The organism is Hydromonas duriensis (assembly GCF_004363775.1).
Lineage (GTDB): Bacteria > Pseudomonadota > Gammaproteobacteria > Burkholderiales > Burkholderiaceae > Hydromonas > Hydromonas duriensis.
In genome coordinates this window covers 78,492-97,570 of sequence record NZ_SNZE01000009.1, presented here as the reverse complement: position 1 = coordinate 97,570, position 19,079 = coordinate 78,492, and the positions used below count along the sequence as shown (strand labels likewise).

General features: G+C 42.6%; 15 protein-coding genes. 2 read left to right on the top strand and 13 right to left on the bottom strand.

The window, feature by feature from the left end; genetic code table 11:
• Nucleotides 1-24 precede the first annotated feature (24 nt).
• The 11 genes from DFR44_RS05855 to DFR44_RS05805 form a co-directional block, all read right to left on the bottom strand.
• A complete protein-coding gene (locus tag DFR44_RS05855; protein ID WP_133620012.1) occupies nucleotides 25-330 on the bottom strand; it encodes a transposase in 306 nt (101 codons plus the stop codon).
• A 134-nt stretch (nucleotides 331-464) separates the two neighbouring features.
• The gene (locus DFR44_RS05850) at nucleotides 465-1,397 is read right to left on the bottom strand and encodes a glycosyltransferase (RefSeq protein ID WP_133620009.1); all 933 of its coding nucleotides are present in this window, start codon (nucleotides 1,395-1,397) and stop codon (nucleotides 465-467) included.
• Nucleotides 1,398-1,577: 180 nt separating this feature from the next.
• Nucleotides 1,578-2,600: an acyltransferase family protein gene (locus DFR44_RS05845; protein ID WP_133620007.1), complete on the bottom strand. Its 1,023-nt coding sequence runs from the start codon at nucleotides 2,598-2,600 to the stop codon at nucleotides 1,578-1,580.
• A 5-nt stretch (nucleotides 2,601-2,605) separates the two neighbouring features.
• The gene (locus DFR44_RS05840; RefSeq protein WP_133620005.1) at nucleotides 2,606-5,269 is read right to left on the bottom strand and encodes a glycosyltransferase; all 2,664 of its coding nucleotides are present in this window, start codon (nucleotides 5,267-5,269) and stop codon (nucleotides 2,606-2,608) included.
• Nucleotides 5,270-5,289: 20 nt separating this feature from the next.
• A complete protein-coding gene (gene rfbC / locus DFR44_RS05835) occupies nucleotides 5,290-5,835 on the bottom strand; it encodes a dTDP-4-dehydrorhamnose 3,5-epimerase (protein WP_133620003.1) in 546 nt (181 codons plus the stop codon).
• 60 nt (nucleotides 5,836-5,895) lie between these two features.
• On the bottom strand, nucleotides 5,896-6,777 hold the full coding sequence (rfbA, locus tag DFR44_RS05830; protein WP_133620000.1) for a glucose-1-phosphate thymidylyltransferase RfbA: 882 nt from the start codon (nucleotides 6,775-6,777) through the stop codon (nucleotides 5,896-5,898).
• 154 nt (nucleotides 6,778-6,931) lie between these two features.
• Nucleotides 6,932-7,849 (bottom strand): dTDP-4-dehydrorhamnose reductase, encoded by a 918-nt coding sequence (gene rfbD / locus DFR44_RS05825; RefSeq protein ID WP_133619998.1) that lies wholly within the window; start codon nucleotides 7,847-7,849, stop codon nucleotides 6,932-6,934.
• The gene (gene rfbB / locus DFR44_RS05820) at nucleotides 7,846-8,907 is read right to left on the bottom strand and encodes a dTDP-glucose 4,6-dehydratase (protein WP_133619996.1); all 1,062 of its coding nucleotides are present in this window, start codon (nucleotides 8,905-8,907) and stop codon (nucleotides 7,846-7,848) included. Before rfbB ends, rfbD begins: the two co-directional genes overlap by 4 nt.
• A gap of 124 nt (nucleotides 8,908-9,031) precedes the next feature.
• A complete protein-coding gene (locus tag DFR44_RS05815; RefSeq protein WP_133619994.1) occupies nucleotides 9,032-10,447 on the bottom strand; it encodes a mannose-1-phosphate guanylyltransferase/mannose-6-phosphate isomerase in 1,416 nt (471 codons plus the stop codon).
• Nucleotides 10,448-10,576: 129 nt separating this feature from the next.
• On the bottom strand, nucleotides 10,577-11,314 hold the full coding sequence (locus tag DFR44_RS05810) for an ABC transporter ATP-binding protein (RefSeq protein WP_133619992.1): 738 nt from the start codon (nucleotides 11,312-11,314) through the stop codon (nucleotides 10,577-10,579).
• 20 nt (nucleotides 11,315-11,334) lie between these two features.
• Complete coding sequence (locus DFR44_RS05805; protein ID WP_133619990.1) at nucleotides 11,335-12,105, bottom strand: ABC transporter permease; 771 nt, start codon at nucleotides 12,103-12,105, stop codon at nucleotides 11,335-11,337.
• Between the two features lie 300 nt (nucleotides 12,106-12,405).
• Here DFR44_RS05805 and msbA point away from each other — a divergent pair, with 300 nt between their 5' ends.
• On the top strand, nucleotides 12,406-14,253 hold the full coding sequence (gene msbA, locus DFR44_RS05800; protein WP_133619988.1) for a lipid A export permease/ATP-binding protein MsbA: 1,848 nt from the start codon (nucleotides 12,406-12,408) through the stop codon (nucleotides 14,251-14,253).
• Nucleotides 14,254-14,338: 85 nt separating this feature from the next.
• Here msbA and murU read toward each other — a convergent pair whose 3' ends face one another.
• Nucleotides 14,339-15,076 (bottom strand): N-acetylmuramate alpha-1-phosphate uridylyltransferase MurU, encoded by a 738-nt coding sequence (murU, locus tag DFR44_RS05795; RefSeq protein ID WP_246012058.1) that lies wholly within the window; start codon nucleotides 15,074-15,076, stop codon nucleotides 14,339-14,341.
• Nucleotides 15,077-15,147: 71 nt separating this feature from the next.
• On the bottom strand, nucleotides 15,148-16,197 hold the full coding sequence (locus DFR44_RS05790; RefSeq protein ID WP_133619986.1) for an aminoglycoside phosphotransferase family protein: 1,050 nt from the start codon (nucleotides 16,195-16,197) through the stop codon (nucleotides 15,148-15,150).
• 271 nt (nucleotides 16,198-16,468) lie between these two features.
• On the opposite strand from DFR44_RS05790, the gene DFR44_RS05785 reads away from it, so the two are divergent.
• Nucleotides 16,469-18,928 (top strand): LPS-assembly protein LptD, encoded by a 2,460-nt coding sequence (locus DFR44_RS05785; protein WP_133619983.1) that lies wholly within the window; start codon nucleotides 16,469-16,471, stop codon nucleotides 18,926-18,928.
• Nucleotides 18,929-19,079 lie beyond the last annotated feature (151 nt).

Here is a 19,079-nt window from a genome sequence, read left to right as displayed (position 1 = left end):
CGTCCTGACCAATCATTGCGTACTTTACGGTTTCAGGCTCGCAAAGTACGCGCTTGCCTTTTTTAGGAATTCAATCTCCCGCTTGCGCAAATCAAGCTCTTTATGAGCGGCTTTGAGTTGACGCTCTAATGTTTGATAGTCTTGGCGACTTGGGCTTTGGCCTTTGGTTGAGGCAGCTTTAGGATTCTTCATGGTTTCATAAATCCAGTTCGTTAATGTTCCGTAGTTTATACCCAAATCTCGAGCCACTTCCGCGTAACTCAGCTCTCCTGATAATGCTAAACTCACTGCCTCAGCTTTGAATGAGTCATCGTAACGATTGCGTTGCATTTGACACCTCTCTTTTTACGTTAAAAGGTGTCCGTCAATTCGAGGGCAGATCATTATCTAACAAATCAATCTAACAAATCATTGACTTAACAGGGGGGATTACAAAACCGCCCTGCCCACGAAACCAACATTAATTAAATTTTCCCTAAGAAAGCCGCCAACGCAAACCCCCAATGCTCAAAACGACGTTGACGATATAGTCCAAGCTTTTTAAAAAGAAATAATCGAGATAAACAACGATACCAGCCACGCATATCATGCAATTGGACAAACCCCTCATACGTTAAACGGGAATCCGCAGTCATATCATTAACAAGTGGTTTCAGCGCCTCAATATTGTCCTCGACCCAACTCCTAAAATCGTTACTCAATAATTTTTTTAATCGATACCATTTTTGAATAAAACCATTATTCGCCCCAATCACATTAGCATCATGTTGACGATATAACACATACGGCTCATCATCAAATATAACCGTTCCACCGCACGCAGTCACCACCATATAAGACAACCAATCATGATGCACAGGCATACCTGCTTTTTTTAGTAAAGCCAATGTTGTTTGATTAAATACCATCGTATTACCACCAGCTATAGACTCTAACAGTGCATTGCGGAAACTGGCTGGACGCGGTTTACCTTTGGATAAAAATAAAGGATTCAAGTCCATGTCGCAAACCATAGTTCGCCCCATATAAATCGAAGGCTTGGCAATATCATATACAGTAGCCAGCTTTTCTTTGGCCACACACAACTTATCTTGCTGCCAAACATCATCTTGGTCAGAAAAAGCAAAATATACCGAGTTGCTTATATCAACAGAGCTGATAAGGTGAGCGAAATTAGCATTTGCACCTTGCCTAGGACCTTTAATAATTTTTATTTTTTTCGAGTCAACTCCAAGCTCAACCGAAACATTCCGGAGAAAATCGATAGAGTCTTTAGATTCGCTATCATCGCTGAAAACTAAGTTTACAGCGACATTTTTTTGCTTAAAGATTGAATTAACTTGTTGTGATAAGTATTTTTCTCCATCACAACTCGCAAGCATGACCAAGATAACCATGAGAAAATTTTCCTCTTTTTTATTATTTTATCAATCAGCTCGTAACAAAAAATTTTAAACATGATTTCACATTTAAATCTCTCAGCTTTTACGAATAGACAGGCGTAAGGCACTTACTAACATACTGATTCCTAAGTGTTAAAAAAAGCAAACACGTCTAAATTATTTTCAAGACAACATCTACAAAGGATGATTACTTAGCGGCTTATACTTTAAAGCATTCTTCTCAATAAAATGCCAAGAAACAACAGCAAGAAACGTAGTGATTAAAATATCTATTATTACATGGCTAAAAAAAGGTAGGCCTGGAAAAAAATAAACAGTTGTTTGTTGTACTGGGAAAGCATAAATATAAACTCCGTATGAGTAATCCCCCATATCTTTAATTTTCACTGAAAGCCAAGAGGATTGCAAGGCAAAAGCCAAACTAAGATATGGTATGGCTATCCAAGTCAACACTTGAAATAAAACGCCGTGACTCGTAAACATAAGTAGCGCTAAAATAAAAAATGAGCCCGGCAATGTCAAACTCTTTTCAAGCTTGAATGCAGCAATAATTGCTCCTATTATAAAAAAAATTCCATTCGGCGCAATCTGTTTTAAATCCACACCATAAAAAATAAAAACTCCTGAAGTATCAACTGAAAAAAAATATGCAAAAACAAATATACACAAAGCGAAAACAAGTCCCCATTTTAATTTCTGTCGAAAGACAACTCCTATCAGGATTAAAATCAAATACATAAAAAACTCAACAGGTAAGCTCCATAACGACCCATTTACAGCACTTGGATAATGGTTGCTCGCAAAAACACCAGGTAAATGATAAACGGGATACAATAGTACGTTCTTTAAATAAGTCCAAGTTTCCGCATCCTTATAATAATCAACAACTGACAATGTTCCAACTAAAGGACCAAGTACAACTAATGAAAGAACAACAACGATAAAAAGAGCAGGTAAGATTCTTAACAATCTCCTACAGAGATATCTAAAAACATTAGGGTCTGCAATCCAACTTTTAAAAATTAAGAAGCCACTGATAGAAAAAAAAACATACACAGCTAAAGCGCCTAAAGATACATCTCCAAATGTAACGCACTTACCCGCGTTTAGATAAAGAAAAAACGAATGATAGTAAAGTACTGAATAGGCGGCGACTAATCTTAATAAATTGAAATTATTAATGTTACGAGTAACCATTCCATTTACCTTTTTAATGCGTGATAGCTTTTACAAGCTGTTTTGGCATTTTGAAGAGCAATCTCATATGCAGCATGCAACATTTGTGCTCGCTCGATTTTTTGTTTTGCGTCTGAGGGTACTCTATAAAGTGAAGTCACTTTATCAACATATTTGAACTTATTTTTATATGCATAACGAAGCCATAAGTTCCAGTCTTCTAACATATCTAATTTTTCGTCAAAACCACCCCTAGCATCATAACAAGAGCGGTGGAATAAAATAGATTGTATTGTAATGTAGTTATGGTCTAATAATATCTCATAATCAAACTCTTGAGCCAATACTTTGTGAGTATAAACCCCTTCTTCAATGTAACTCTGATTGCCTTCTACAACTCTAGTCGAAACCTCCGTACTTAAAGAATAGGCAGCCAAAACATCCTCTTCTAAGAGTAAGTTCATCAACACCTCTACATGGTCAGAAAATAAAAGATCGTCGTCATCCAAAAACATTAAGTACTCTCCTTTAGACACAGAAAGTCCATAATTACCCGTGGCGGATCTCCCCACTTTTGGTTGAGAATAATAAGATATTTTAGTAGCCCCCATAGGCATTCCCTCAACAAACTCCTTTAATGTCTCGCCACCATCCTCCACAATAATCAATTCAATATTAGAATAAGTCTGATTCATCACAGACTCAATGGACTGTTTTAAAAACATTCCTCGACCAGCGTAAGTTCTAGTTATAACAGAAACAAGAGGTCCTTTCTGAATTGGTGGCTTAACTTGATAAAATGCACCTTCACGAATCATATCGTAATCAAAACCTCTAAAAGGAAAAAAAACATTCGCTTTTTTTTGCAGTTTGAAAAAATGTCCAAAATTTTTGATGGTCTGCCCGACATTTCTCCATACCAGTTTCCTTGCTCCGCTAAATGGCTCCCGCCTAGCTAAAAGACCTACATACATTGGCAACAGAGCTAACTTGTCTTTCCATGTACCGTAACGCAGTCTTAGATAACCGTTTCCTAAAATACTTCCTGCGTACTGCAGCTTTTTTATCTGTGTTAAATCTTCGTAAGTGTGGTGAACAACAACAGCTCTTGGGCAGTATTTAAGTAAATAACCGTGCAAACGAAAACGATAAGACAACTCAACGTCCTCACAATACATAAAAATTTTCGAGTCATAACCTCCAACCTCAAAATAAGCTGAACGTCGAATCAAAATACACGCATGCGATGACCAGTTTGTTTCAAGCGTAACAGGATCATAATATTTAGGATGCTCATATGGAATCTGCCTCATTTCCCAAGAAGCAACATTTTCAGAATCTTTTAATGCAGCATTAACAATGTTTACAAGAGCTTTTTCCTCAAACTCAATATCAACATTACACACCAAAAAGAAATGCGACTTTCCATGACGAATACAAACATCATGCCCAGCACCAAATCCAACATTACCACTCTGAAACACATTAAAGGATGAAAATTTTAATCCATGTAAACATTTCATTTCTTCAATCATGCCAACTGTTTCATCTGACGAACCATTATCATTAAAAAACAAATTAATTTTTGACAATGGATAAGATTGGGCAAGCAAACTCGTCATAAACGAATCTAACCAACGTCCATTGTTGAAAGTAACTACAGTCATATCAATATGCGGCAAATCATCTACAGGGAGATTATTTAAGATTGAATCATTTTTTGGTAATGAAGAAAAGCGATTGGCTGTCAAAGCATTAAAGGCAGGCATATTTTGACTAGAAAGTACAGATGAGCTAAAAACTCTCTGATAAGTATTTTCTAGTGCAATGCGTACCGAGAGCAATCGCGGACTTATTTTATACAAAGGTCGCAAGATCTTACGAATTGGAACCTTACCTGTTATCAATCTTCTAAACAGACGAAATGGACGAGTAACAAGCCATGACTTACTCCGATAGACGGCTTCTAATTCCTTTCGTAACGATGAAAAATCTTCCGCGAGCAACGCATACTGCCCCTTTATTTTCTCTAAGTCATCGTATAGTTTCCCCGACTCTTTTTCTGCTACTACCAACCGTTGAGACTGTTCAGACTGCTTACAAATCAAATACTTCATTGGTTTATGTAAGTTGGATCTAATCCAGTCACCATTTTTAATCCCATAAAAGTATAAGTCATGTGTTTTATGATTAATTTGAAAAACATACTTCTTGAAAAGTTCATCTACATTTAATACTTTTCGTATATCGTCTTCGGTTAAATTAAGATAGTAGTTGCTCCAATCATCAAAATTTTGTAATAAAGGGGCATCATGAGGTGTTGTTCTTGCAGTGCCATGTTCTGGACGGCCTAATGTAGCACAAGTAAAAGTAAATAGCCCACCTGGCTTTAACATCCTATACATATTTTTTAATGTCTCTGAATAATGCATATCATGCTCAAAACACTCGCTTGAAATAACAACATCTAGGCATTTAGACGGCAAGTCCACCTCATGTCCTTTAGAAACAATGTCAACATTTACACCATCCGCAACATCAACGCCGACATAAAGACAACTCTCAAATAAATGAGAATTATTACCATTTATATCCAAAGACCCAACATCTAAAACTAAGGTATCTACAAAATACTCAGGGAACTCATTCTTGACTAAGTTAAAAAAATCTTTTTGTTCTTGGTGAGCCATAATAATTACCGTAATTAAAATTAAAAAAATATAGCTTTATGAAAAGCAGTACCCTGTAAATCTTTTATAGAAACAATTGGAACGCAACTCAGCCCCCAGTCAATATCAATTGACGGATCATCCCATTTTATCGAGTGTTCATGCGCAGGCGAGTAGAAGTTAGTGGTCTTATACAAAAAATCAGCCGTTTCGCTGAGCACATAAAAACCATGGGCAAACCCTTCTGGAATCCAAAATTGGCGTTTATTTTCGCCACTTAAAATGACCCCTGTCCACTTGCCAAAGGTTGGCGAGTTGCGTCTCATATCAACAGCGACATCAAATACCTCTCCCTGCGTCACACGAACAAGCTTGCCTTGGGCTTTTGGTGCGAGTTGATAGTGCAGTCCTCGTAAAACTCCCTTTGAGGAGCGCGAATGATTGTCTTGAACAAAGTTCACTTCTCGCCCAACAATTTCATTAAATCGCTGTTGATTAAAGCTTTCCATAAAAAAGCCTCTATCATCTGCAAATACTTTGGGTTCAATAATAAGCACATCTGGGATTTCAGTCTGGATGACATTCATAATGTAATTTATCTTCTATTTTATTGGTGAAAGCGCGGCGATTTAAAATCACAGCTAATCTTAACGAGCCTTAGCCACCTTGAGCAAATATTGCCCGTAGTCACTTTTCAGCAGCGGCTGAGCCAACTCGATAAGTTTATCTCGGTTAATATAACCCATACGATAAGCAATTTCTTCTACGCACGCCACCTGTAAGCCTTGACGTTTTTGGATTGATGCAACAAAAGAGCCTGCATCGTGTAACGATTCATGGGTGCCTGTGTCTAGCCAAGCAAAGCCGCGATCCATCGCCTGTACTTTAAGTTGAGCTTTTTGGAGGTAGATGTTGTTTAAATCTGTAATCTCTAACTCACCACGCAAGGATGGTTTTATTGTTTTAGCATATTCAACGACATGCTTGTCATAAAAATATAGCCCTGTCACAGCATAATTTGATTTCGGTTGTTTTGGTTTTTCTTCAATAGAAATGGCCTTTTTACTCTCGTCAAACTCAACAACACCATAACGCTCTGGGTCGCTGACATGATAGGAGAATACGGTAGCACCTGCTGTTTGTGCATTTGCTTCCTGTAGCATCTCATGCAAATCATGTCCATAAAAAATATTGTCCCCAAGCACAAGTGCCGCTGGCTCACCCGCGAGAAACTCTTCACCTAAAATGAATGCTTGAGCGAGTCCATCTGGAGATGGTTGCACTTTATACTGTAGTTTAATTCCCCATTGTGCGCCGTCACCGAGTAAGGATTCGTATCGTCCAATGTCTTGCGGTGTACTGATAACCAAAATCTCGTTAATACCTGCAAGCATAAGCACACTGAGCGGGTAATAAATCATGGGTTTATCATAGACAGGTAAAAGCTGTTTGCTCATGGCGTAGGTGAGGGGGTACAAGCGTGTGCCTGAGCCCCCAGCTAGAATCATACCTTTACGTGCCATAGTCAATTTCCTTTTTAATAATACCAATCTGATGCGTCATCTATATTTTCTAAAGCTCGCTGTTTTAACGACAAGCTTTTTTTGAAACAAAGTTGTCAAACTTAGTACAAACTTTATTTCATCAAAAAATAACCACTCCTGATTTCAAAAACAATAAACTTTATTTGTTGTTGCGAATCATATGAATTGCGTGAAAGACGCCCTCTTGCCAACTTGGCAAATGCAAATCAAACACAGCTTTAATTTTATCGGTGTTGAGGCGAGAGTTCATCGGCCGCTTCGCAGGTGTCGGATAAGCCGATGACGGAATACCTTTAATGTCTTTTGCCTTAACTTTCAATTCGACACCAAGATGCTCGGCTAAACCAACGACATATTGCGCATATTCATGCCAGCTGCTTTCGCCACTGGCGGTCAAATGAAATAGGCCCGTACACTCATCAATAAACTCTTCACCAAAAGCAATGTAATCACGAACTATATGAGCCGTCACGTCCGCGATAAGTGATGCGCTGGTGGGTGAACCAATTTGATCATTCACAATCGACAGTGCATCGCGTTCTGCAGCGAGACGGAGCATGGTTTTGAGAAAGTTGTTGCCGTAAGCACCAAACACCCAGCTTGTACGCAAGATGACATGTCGTTTTGTCGCCTTAATGATGGCCACTTCACCCTGTTGTTTTGTCAGTCCATAGACGGACTGAGGATGAACGTCATCTTCTTCTATATAGGCGTGCGCTTGATTTCCATCAAACACATAGTCGGTCGAATAATGCACGAGTAAAGCGCCATTGGCTTCTACCCATTGAGCCATCAAGTCTGGTGCTACAGCATTAACAGCTCGAGCCGTTTCTTGGTCTGCCTCTGCTTTATCGACAGCGGTGTAAGCCGCTGGATTGACAATAATATCGGGCTTTAAATCATCAAGCAAAGCAACAATACTGGCACCATCTGTCAAATCAAGTTGTGAACGTGATATCGGCAAAAGAGAGCCCAGAGGCGCAAGAGCACGTTGTAGCTCAAAACCAACCTGACCGTTAACGCCCGTTATTAAAATTTTAGGAATATGAGTCATCATGCACCATACTGCTTAGCAGTCCACTCACGATAACTACCGCTGGTAATGTTCTGTACCCATTCTTGATTGTCTAAATACCACTGTACAGTTTTACGAATACCTGTTTCAAAGGTTTCTAAAGGCTTCCAACCCAGTTCACGTTCAATTTTTCGTGCATCAATCGCGTATCGGCGATCATGGCCAGGACGGTCGGTGACGTATGTGATTTGTTCTGCGTAACTACGCCCGTCGGCTCGCGGTTTCAACTCATCAAGCAGAGCGCAGATACCATTAACAACGTCCAAATTCGTTTTTTCATTCCAACCACCAACGTTATAGGTTTCTCCCAAACGGCCTGCTTCTAATACTCGGCGAATCGCTGCGCAATGATCCTTGACAAACAACCAATCACGAATTTGTTGTCCATCTCCATAAATCGGCAGTGGTTTACCCGCCAAGGCATTGAGTATCACCAGCGGAATGAGCTTTTCAGGGAAGTGGTATGGACCATAATTATTAGAGCAATTTGTTGTCAACACAGGCAACCCATAGGTATGGTGCCACGCACGAACAAGATGATCGGAAGCGGCTTTACTGGCCGAATATGGACTATTCGGCTCATAAGGCGTTACTTCAGAAAACGGCTCATCGGTCTCACCTAAAGTGCCGTAGACTTCGTCTGTCGAAACATGCAAAAATCGAAACTCTTGTTTATCGCTACCAGACAAGTCATTCCAATACGCTCGAACGGCTTCAAGTAGGTTAAACGTGCCGACAATATTGGTCTCAATAAAATCAGAAGGACCATGAATTGAACGGTCTACGTGAGATTCCGCGGCAAAGTTAATCACGGCCCTTGGCTTGTATTCTTTGAGCAATTTGGCCAAAAGCGTTTTATCTCCAATATCACCTTGGACAAAAACATGATTATCACGCCCCTTTAAGGTCGCTAAAGTGTCCAAATTACCTGCATATGTCAATTTATCCAAATTGATAAGCAACTCGTCAGATAGAGAGCACCAATCCAACACAAAATTACCACCAATAAAGCCCGCACCACCCGTAACTAAAATTGACATAAATATAACCTTTCTATGCTAAACACTTAAATAACGTTATTTTTAACTCTTAAAAACTATTGTAAAAAACATAGTTCATTGACTTAAGCCATTGAAAAAATCTAATTTTCGCTTAAATATTAAACTAAGTACGGCCATAGACATCTTTAAGTCTAACAATATCATCTTCGCCCAAATACGTGCCGTATTGAACCTCTATTAAAACCAACTCGTCATCGCCAATATTAGTTAACCTGTGCGTTTCACCGAGCGGAATGTGGCGATACTCCCCCGCTTTCGTTGTATATTCAACCTCACCAATTTGGACCACCCCTGTACCTTGCACCACCACCCAATGCTCTGCTCTATGATGGTGGTATTGCAAACTCAAGGACTCACCAGGAGAAACCGTGATACGTTTAACTTTGTAGTTTTTTTCTTCTTTGAGGGTTGCATAAGTGCCCCATGGTCGATTGACTGAAGCGGGCAAATGAGTTGCTTCATGTTTACGCGATTTAAGAACATCAACGACATTTTTAACTTTTTGCGCAACATTTTTATGCGCGACAAGTAAAGCATCGGGAGTGTCAACAATCACTAAGTTATTCAAACCGACAGTGGCGACAATTTTGTCATTGTGAGCCTCAACTTGAACATGCGTGTCATACGTGTCAATAGAGACAACGTCCGCAAGAAAAGTGTTGCCACTATTATCAGGAATATACCCATTTGCAACAGCTGGCCACGAACCCACATCACTCCAACCAAATTTGGCAGGAACCAATGTGACATTATCCGCATGCTCCATGACAGCGTAGTCAATCGAAATATCAGGCTGCAAACTAAAATCATGCACATCAAATTTTGTGACATCATTTTCAGTTTTACTGCTACTCATTGCATTTTGCGCCGCCTCGAGCACTTCTGGCGAGTACGCTTGAAATGCTTTTAAAATAGCTCCCGCGGTAAAACAAAACATGCCACTGTTCCAATAGTAGCGACCTGTCGCAAGATACTCTTGAGCTGTGGTTGCATCGGGCTTTTCTACAAAACGCAAAGCCTTTTGAGAGTCGCGTGTTGCTTTCTCGACTTCAATATAACCAAAACCAGTCTCTGGGCTGGTAGGCACAACGCCGAAAGTAACAAGCTGACCAAGCTGAGCATGACGTTTCGCTTCTAACACGTTAGCGACAAACGATTCCGTATCTGGAATCAAGTGATCCGCTGGTAAAATTAACATAACGGCATCATCGCCATATTGCTTGCGCACAAATAACGCGGCGAGTGCAATGGCAGGTGCCGTGTTTCGACCTTTGGGCTCTAGCAAATAAGTGCTTCTTAGACCATCAGAAAAATCTTTAAGGACGCTTTTTGTCAGATAAAGATACTCTTGATTCGTCACCATCAAAAAATCATCGGTACCACACGCTAAACCTCGCTCTACAGCTTGTTGCAATAGCGTAGCACCGCCTAAAGTCATAAATGGTTTTGGAAATGCTTGACGTGAAGCGGGCCATAAGCGAGTACCAGCACCGCCTGATAAAATGACTGGAAGCAACATGCTTACTCTCTATCAAAGGGCCACTCATTTTCATCACAAGATTTTGATAAAAATGATAGCAATTATAAAAACAGACTTTTGCAGATTAACTCATCGTCTTTAACTCAAATTCAAAACAAATCTTGATGTTTATTGGGCTAAATCAACAATATCATTATGGTCTACACCCACTATTCGACCGTGCTCCATATGGATAATTTTATTACATGTCTTTTTTAATAAGTCAATGCTGTGTGAGGCCAGAACTAAAATAGAAGCGCGCTCAACCATATCATTCAAGCGTTTGGCGGCCTTATTTTGAAACTCAGCATCTCCGACGGACAACCACTCATCCATCAATACAATATCCGCATCAATAGCAGTCGACACCGCAAAGCCAACCCGCATATTCATACCCGAAGAATAGGTTCGCATGGGCATATCAAGATACTCACCTAAATCTGTAAACTCAGCAATTTCGTCAATTTTGGCTTCTATCTCATCCAAAGACAAGCCCATGAGCAAACCACGAATACGTATATTTTCATAGCCAGTCGCCTCACCATCCATGCCTAAATTAATATCAAGCAATGTGGCAATGCGACCTTTCACTTCTATCTTGCCTTCGGTGGGCGCATACACACCACTCAATGCGCGCAACAAAGTGGTTTTACCCGAGCCATTATGCCCCAACAACCCAACGCGGTCACCCTGCTTCAAATTTAAATTAATGCCCTCAAGGGCTCGCACCACAACATGGTCTCGGCTGTCTTTAGCGACTAACCCCCCCGTTGATATGCTGATAATGCTTTTTTTCAGTGAGCGATGGCTGCTGTTGAACACTGGAAAGTGGACACCCAAGTTTTCGGTTGAAATATAAGCGGTCATCTGAATTTCTCTCTCGAGTCTTACAACCAATAAGCAATACGCTTACTGTATCTATTATTAAAAAAGACGGCAACCAGCATGCTAAACACCAATATAGCAAGAGAACACAGCCAAGATTCTAAAGCGGGACTTTGACCAAGCAAGGGGGCTCGAACAATTTCCAAAATATGATATAGAGGATTGTAAGCTGCCAAGTAATGATACCGCTCTGGCAACACTTTGATTTGCCACATGATAGGGGTGAAAAAATAGGCAATTTGAATCATACTTTGCACTATCGGTGTAATATCCCTAAAGCGCGCACACACCGTTGCGATAGGAATTGAAGCGAAAAACAAGATGCTGGACAAGATTGTAAAACCTAGAATCAATTGAAGAAAATTAGGCATCCAATAAAAGCCAAAAAAAGCCCACACACCCAAAAAAACCAGCATGTTATGTGCTAAAAAAATCAAATTTCTCGCCCAAAATCTTAAAACATACAAAGGAAAAGGCAAATATATTTGCTTAATATACCCTTCAAATTGGACGTATCCCACGCAAGCCTCATTCAGTTGGGTAGATAAAAACCCCCAAATAATCAAGCCCGCCGCAAAATAGGGCATAAACTCGCGAATCTCAGTTTTGAAAAGTGTAGACCACAGCACACCCAGTGCTAAAACCATAATTCCCGTCGTAATCGTAATCCATAAAGGGCCAAGCACCGAACGACGATAACGCTGTCTAATATCAAACCAAGCCAAATACCACCACTGTTGCGTGGAGCGGATACTTTTTAAAATTTCTAACATCTGAACACCCTCGCTTAACCAAACAACTTAAAACGTCGCATTAACACCCTCATCATGCTCTGACTCAACTTAATATTCAATATTTAAAAATTGAAAACAAGCATCAAAAAAACTCCTGTAACTGCGTATTATAACATTGCCTGCTCACTCAAAGGTCAAACCTAGCTGCTTTTAAAATCCAAATCCAACTTAAACAACAAACCAGACATTTTGCAATACGCTTTATATCGCCTAAGCATGTTAAAATCAAGAGATAATAGCCGCCACAGAAGCTTGAATTTTACGAATTGGAAGTCCCCCATGCTGCGCAATCTCTTTTCTAATTTATTTAACATCAAAGACACACAAAACTTTCAGCGTTTAATGTCGTATGTCGTTATTTACAAGTGGCGTATATTTTTTGCACTGCTTGCTACCGTTGGCGTGGCGTTTACGGAGAGTTATCTGGCCGCTTTTATTGCCCCTTTAATCAATCAAGGTTTTAGTTCAACCAGCAATACACCGCCTATTTTACAAGGCAGCGGTATTTTTGCTTATATCAAGCAGTTGTACGCCACCCTCACCTATTGGATTTGGGGCACACCTGCTAAAGTATGGTTAGTGCCTACTTTCTTGATTGTACTGATTATATTTCGAGGCATCTGTCGCTACATCAGCAATTATGAGTTATCGTGGGTCGGCGCAGTGGTGCTTAAAGAAGTACGGGGTCTGATGTTTCATAAAATGCTCCACTTGCCTGCAAAATATCAATCGTCACACCCGAGTGCATTTGCGAGCAACCGTTTTTTACTGGATGCTGAGGCCGCGATTGGCAATGCCACCAGTGTGTTCATCACTCTTTCACGCGACTCTTTGACCGTATTAGGGCTGGTCTGTGTGTTGCTATACCTCAATTGGCAATTGTGTTTAATTGTTTTATTGATTTTTCCAATTTTGGGGCTTTTGTCGCGCTATTTTCGAAAACGATTACGGGTTTTGAACCAAGATTCTCAACTGAAATTAAAAAGTCTAGCCCACACCATTCATGAAACGTATGACGGTCACAAAGTGGTGAAGCTGTACGGCGGTGAATCGCATGCTGAAGAACGTTTTGCGGCGGAAAACAATGCCATTTTGCGTTTTACTAAAAAATTGGCTCAAGCCACGTCTGCCAAATCGCCTATTAGTGAATTGATTGCCTCTTTGGCTCTGGCGGTGGTTATCTTTATAGCCCTTTGGCAAAGTCAGCACGGCATCACCACCGTAGGTGAGTTCATGGCTTTTATCGTGGCCATGATGCAATTGATTAGTCCCTTGAAAAATTTGTCCAATCTCAGCACGCCGATGCAACGCATGTTTGTCGCGGCCGATATGGTATTTGAATTTATTGACGAGCCGTCTGAAAGCAATACAGGCACAATCAAATTAAAGCACTCTACGGGGCAACTGCGTTTTGAACACATCGACCTTAGTTATGACAACCAAACACGAAAAGCACTGAATGATTTCAATCTTGAAATTAAAGCGGGCGAAAAAGTGGCTTTAATTGGTCGCTCAGGCAGTGGAAAAACCAGTTTAATCAACATGTTACCGCGTTTCATTGAGCCGTCATCAGGCGTGATTTACCTCGACTCACACAAACTGAATGACATTGATTTGGCCAGCTTGCGTCAACAAATAGCATTGGTGTCGCAAGACGTGTTTTTATTCAACGATACGTTATACAACAACATTGCTTACAGTAAGCCAAATGCCACCCCCAAAGATGTTGAACACGCCTTAAAAGCGGCGAATCTTTGGGATTTTGTTCAAGACAACCCCAACGGTTGGGACATGGAAATAGGCAACAATGGCAACCAACTTTCGGGCGGACAACGACAGCGTTTATCCATTGCACGAGCGATTTTAAAAGATGCGCCGTTATTGATTTTAGACGAAGCAACCAGCGCGCTCGATAACGAGTCTGAACGAGCGGTGCAACAAGCCCTTGAGCACTTGATGCAAGGTCGCACCAGCATCATCATTGCTCATCGTTTATCGACGATTCAAAAAGCAGATCGCATCATCGTCATGAATGAAGGGCAGATTGTTGAACAAGGCACGCATGAACAGCTTTTGGCTCAAAATGGCCTGTACGCACACTTAAGCGCACTGCCGTCTATGACTTAACATCAAAAAAAGCCGCTTAAATTGAGCGGCTTTTTTTATCGAACATAGTGGGACAAAGTAGACACCCAATGCGCCCAATGCAAAGTTAAGAGCGAACCAAAAGATTAGAGGTGTTTTGGCTTAAATTTTGATTTAAAGCCTCCAATTGCACAGCCGTTCCCACATTTTCCCAAACACCATCAAAATACTCGCCGCTCGCCACGCCTTGCGCAACCGCGTCACGATAATACGGACTCATGGGGATTTTATCGCCAACGGGCAATGGCTCAAACAAACGCATGTCGTACAAACCAATGTTGCCAAAAGTTAGCTTTTGCCCAACATCCGCTTCAATTGAGTACAGCTTGCCCGCATCGAGTGCAAAATCGCCCGCTTGATGAAAACTTGGATTATTGACCATGACCAAATGCATGTGAGGTTGTTCCATACGAGCCAGCTCGGCGGCTTTAGCATGCAAGCGCGCGTAATTATAATTCGTGTAAACATCGCCACTGACCGCTAAAAAAATCGGGCTGTCGCTACATGATTTAAGCAATGGCAACGCCTTCGCAATGCCGCCTGCAGTTTCAAGCGCCTCACCTTCAGCAGAGTAATGCAAACGCACGCCAAACTGAGAACCATCGCCTAACGCCACTGGAATTTGCTCGCCCAACCACGCGTGATTAATGACAATATCGTGGATACCGGCTTGAGCAATCGCCTCAATTTGCCACACAATCAACGGTTTACCCGCCACCTCAAGCAAGGGCTTGGGTTTAACATCCGTCAGCGGCCGCATGCGCTCGCCGCGCCCTGCTGCAAAAATCATGGCAACCTGTATCATGACATCCCTTCAAAACATAAAAAATAAAACTCAAAACTCGAAAGATTAAACTTCAAGTCGACTCGCCCTATTTAAAACGTATAACCGACTTGAGTTGTATCAGCAGCATCGTCTGCCACAGCATCCAAAATATGCAGTAACGGTGCAAACTCACGATAACGCGCGGCCACTTGGCGAGTGTACTTGAGCACCAACGGTAAATCTTTCAAATAGCCCGACTTGCCATCGCGATGATACAAGCGCGCAAAGATACCCAATACTTTCAAATGCCGTTGTAACCCCATGAACTCAAAATCACGATAAAAATCGTCAAATGCAGTGGGTACAGCCAACCCTTCTGCTCGGGCTTGTTCCCAATAACGCACCAACCAATCAATTTGCTGCGCCTCATCCCATTCAATATACGCGTCGCGCAATAAAGACACCAAATCATAGGTTATCGGGCCATACACCGCATCTTGAAAATCCAAAATGCCTGGATTATGTCCATTCACGACCATTAAATTACGACTATGATAATCCCGATGCACCCAAACTTGGCTCTGCGCAAGGTTATTGTCGAGCAACACATTGTAGATGCGAGTCAATTGAGCCGTTTGGGCATCTGTTAGGGGGTAATTTTTATGCACACCAAGATACCATTGCGGAAATAGTAACATTTCGTTGAGCAAACGCTCACGGTCGTACATGGGCAACTCATCTGGGGTGCTCGCCTTTTGTAAGCGAACCAAGGCCGACAGGGCATCGCGATACAAACCATCGGCTTGCTTCAAATCATTGTCCAACACCGACAAATAGGTGGCCGCCCCCAAATCACTCAACAACAAAAAACCTTGCGTCAAATCTTGAGCCAAAATGTGCGTCACATTCACGCCGCTGCGCCCGAACAGCTCCGCCACATGAATAAAAGGCTTGCAATCCTCATGCGCAGGTGGCGCGTCCATAATAATCAGCGACGGATGCGTTGAACGACTGCTTTGCACGCGAAAATAACGGCGAAAACTTGCATCCGCCGAGGCCACACTCAACGTGTCGTGTTGAATCTGAAAATCTGCTGGCAACGTTTTCAACCATTGCGCCAAGGCATTGACGCGCTCATCCTGCGGTAATATTGTATTCATGATGCTTGTCTATATAAAAAATGAAAAGATGAAACCCACCTCAAACATACCCAACGACCGAATTTGAGCGCACATACAGCTTACTTCTCCACAATGAACATAATCGGGTACAATTGCAGCTGTTTTCGTAGCGCAAATAGTCGGTCTTGCGTCTGCTCCGTGTTTTTAGAACGCTGCATTTTACCTGAATCTGTGCGCCAAATGCACCGTTCTCATCTTTTGAGTCGTCACCGAATAAACGTTAGATGACACATTTTTGTTGGCTATTGTTATGTTGAAAACCCCCTCCTTGTTATTAATGAAGCCATTGGTACAGCATGTGCGCTTTGTGGTCATGTTGCTCTCGACAGTTTCGATTTACAGCCACGCACAAGTGAGCATCGACACCGCCAAGCAAGACCCAACACCCGCCCCCCTCGAAAATGTGAAGCCCACCGCAGCCCCTACTGCACACAGCACAGCCACTACAACTGAAAGCCGCAAAGAGAAGTTCTTATTACCACACGGCCCTAAAAATGCCCTGCCATACTGCGACGACCTCACGGGTGCAACCATCCAAGCCCAACCTACAGACAGCACCATCGCCGATGCCGACCATCTGCGCGGACAAGTCAATGACAACCTGATTCTCAACGGTAAAGCCTGTGTTGCCCGCAACGACATGCGCGTACAAGGCGATCAAATCAATTACGACTACCCCAGCGAACAAGTCGCCGCAACAGGTCACGCCGTCATGCGCAATGGGGCAGGTGATGAAGTGTCGGGACAAGTGATTCAATACAATCTCGCCACCCAAAAAGCAGAAGTGGACAACAGCACATTTAAAATCAACGCCACAGAAGGACGAGGCAAGGCCGAGTCACTCGCCATGCTCTCCAGTCGTCGCGCCCTCATGCAAGAAGCGTATTACACCACCTGCCGAGCCGAAGACCCAGACTGGTATTTAAAAAGCAAAACATTGCTGGTTGACCAAGACAGCGACCTTGCCACAGGCACAAGCTCTGTTCTGATTTTTAAGAACTTACCGATTTTAGCCACGCCTTATATGCAGTTTCCCATAGGCAATCGCCGTCAATCGGGCTTATTGACACCGACCCTTGGCATCTCAACCAGTACGGGCGTAGATTTAGTCGTTCCTTACTATTTCAATCTTGCCCCTAACTATGATTTAACCCTTTACCCAGGCATCACGACCAAACGAGGCGTTAAGTTAGGAGGCGAATACCGTTACCTCACCCGTCAATACGGGCAAGGCTCGATATACGCCAACTACCTGCCAAATGACAAACTAACCGACAGCCAACGCCACTACTGGCGCATCCAACACAGCATGTCGGGCGACTTGGGTGAGGCCAAATGGCAAGTGGATGTGGATGCACAACGCGCCTCGGACAATGCTTATTTAGACGACATCCGCACGCCAAACACCAACGCATCCAACCGCATTTTGACCAGCGAATATGCAGTGCAACTGAGCCAAGGCAACTGGACGACACGCCTGCGCCAAAAAACCAATCAAACGTTACAAGATGCGACCAACAGCGTCAGCGTGCCCTATGATTTTGAACCACAACTGAGCATCACGGGCGCGGAGCGTCAAGGCAACTGGGTCGCCAATGTTGACATCGAAAGCACGCGCTTCACTCACCCAAACACAAGCTACGCCGAAGGCTGGCGTCATGTGGCCTACCCAAGCATTCGTTACGAATATCGCAATGCAGCAGGTTTTGTGATTCCTAAAGTTGGTCTATATGCCACTCAATACAATCTGTCTCGAGTAGACAGCGCGTACGACAAAGACCCAAGTCGCATATTGCCCATCACCAGCTTGGACACGGGGCTTATCTTTGAACGCGACAACGCCAAATGGCTGGGGCAACCCGTGATTCAAACCCTTGAGCCACGCGCGTACTATTTGTACATTCCTTATAGAGACCAAAGCAAAATATGGAACTTTGACTCAGCTCTCGCCGACTTTGATTTATCGCACATTTATGGTGAAAACATTTTCACAGGTCGAGACCGCATCGGAGAAGCGAATCAAGTTTCACTTGGCTTAACCAGCCGTTGGTTGGCGCAAGCCACAGGCGAGCAGCTCTTCCAAATCACTGCCGCGCAGCGCCACTACTTCCAAGAACAACGCGTGACACTGCCAGGCGGCACAACCAACAGCAATCGTAAATCAGATCTGTTGCTCTCAGCCTCAGGGCAAGTTGAAAAGCACTTTTGGCTCGACACGTTTGCACAATATAACTTTGACAACAGTAAATTACTAAAATTTGACTTTAATTTGCGCTGGCAGCCCGCGCTCAAAAAGGTCATCAACATTGGCTTCAACAAAAACAGCATCTCGAGCAGCAACCTCACTCGCTCAGTATATGCCTCAGCCCAATGGCCGCTCAGTCAAATATCCAAATCCTTATACGGCGTGTCTCGCATTAAATATGACCTCGAAAGCAACCGCATTTCTGAAGGCATCATCGGTATTGAATACGTCAAAGACTGCTGGGTTTTCCGCCTTTTGGGAGAACGCACGATTTCGAGCAGTACAAACACCGCGAGCAACTCGATTTTCTTTCAATTGGAACTCAAAGGCTTAGGCGCACTGGGCAACAGCGACCCACGCTCAACGTTTGAAAACAATGTCGCAGGTTACCAAGCGGTCAAATTCGAAGACAGCGTCGACGAAACGCCCGCCAGCAGCCCCATCAGCGACATGAACAAACGCTAAACAAACGCCATACGCCACTCACGCGCCAGCCAAAAGCTAAGCGTCCACCGCCCGAATAGCGATATAATGGCGGCTTAAACCCAATAAAAAATGCCTCATTTTTTGAATGAGGCATGATGTTTTTAGTGATTTTTTAAGTGATTTTGTTTGC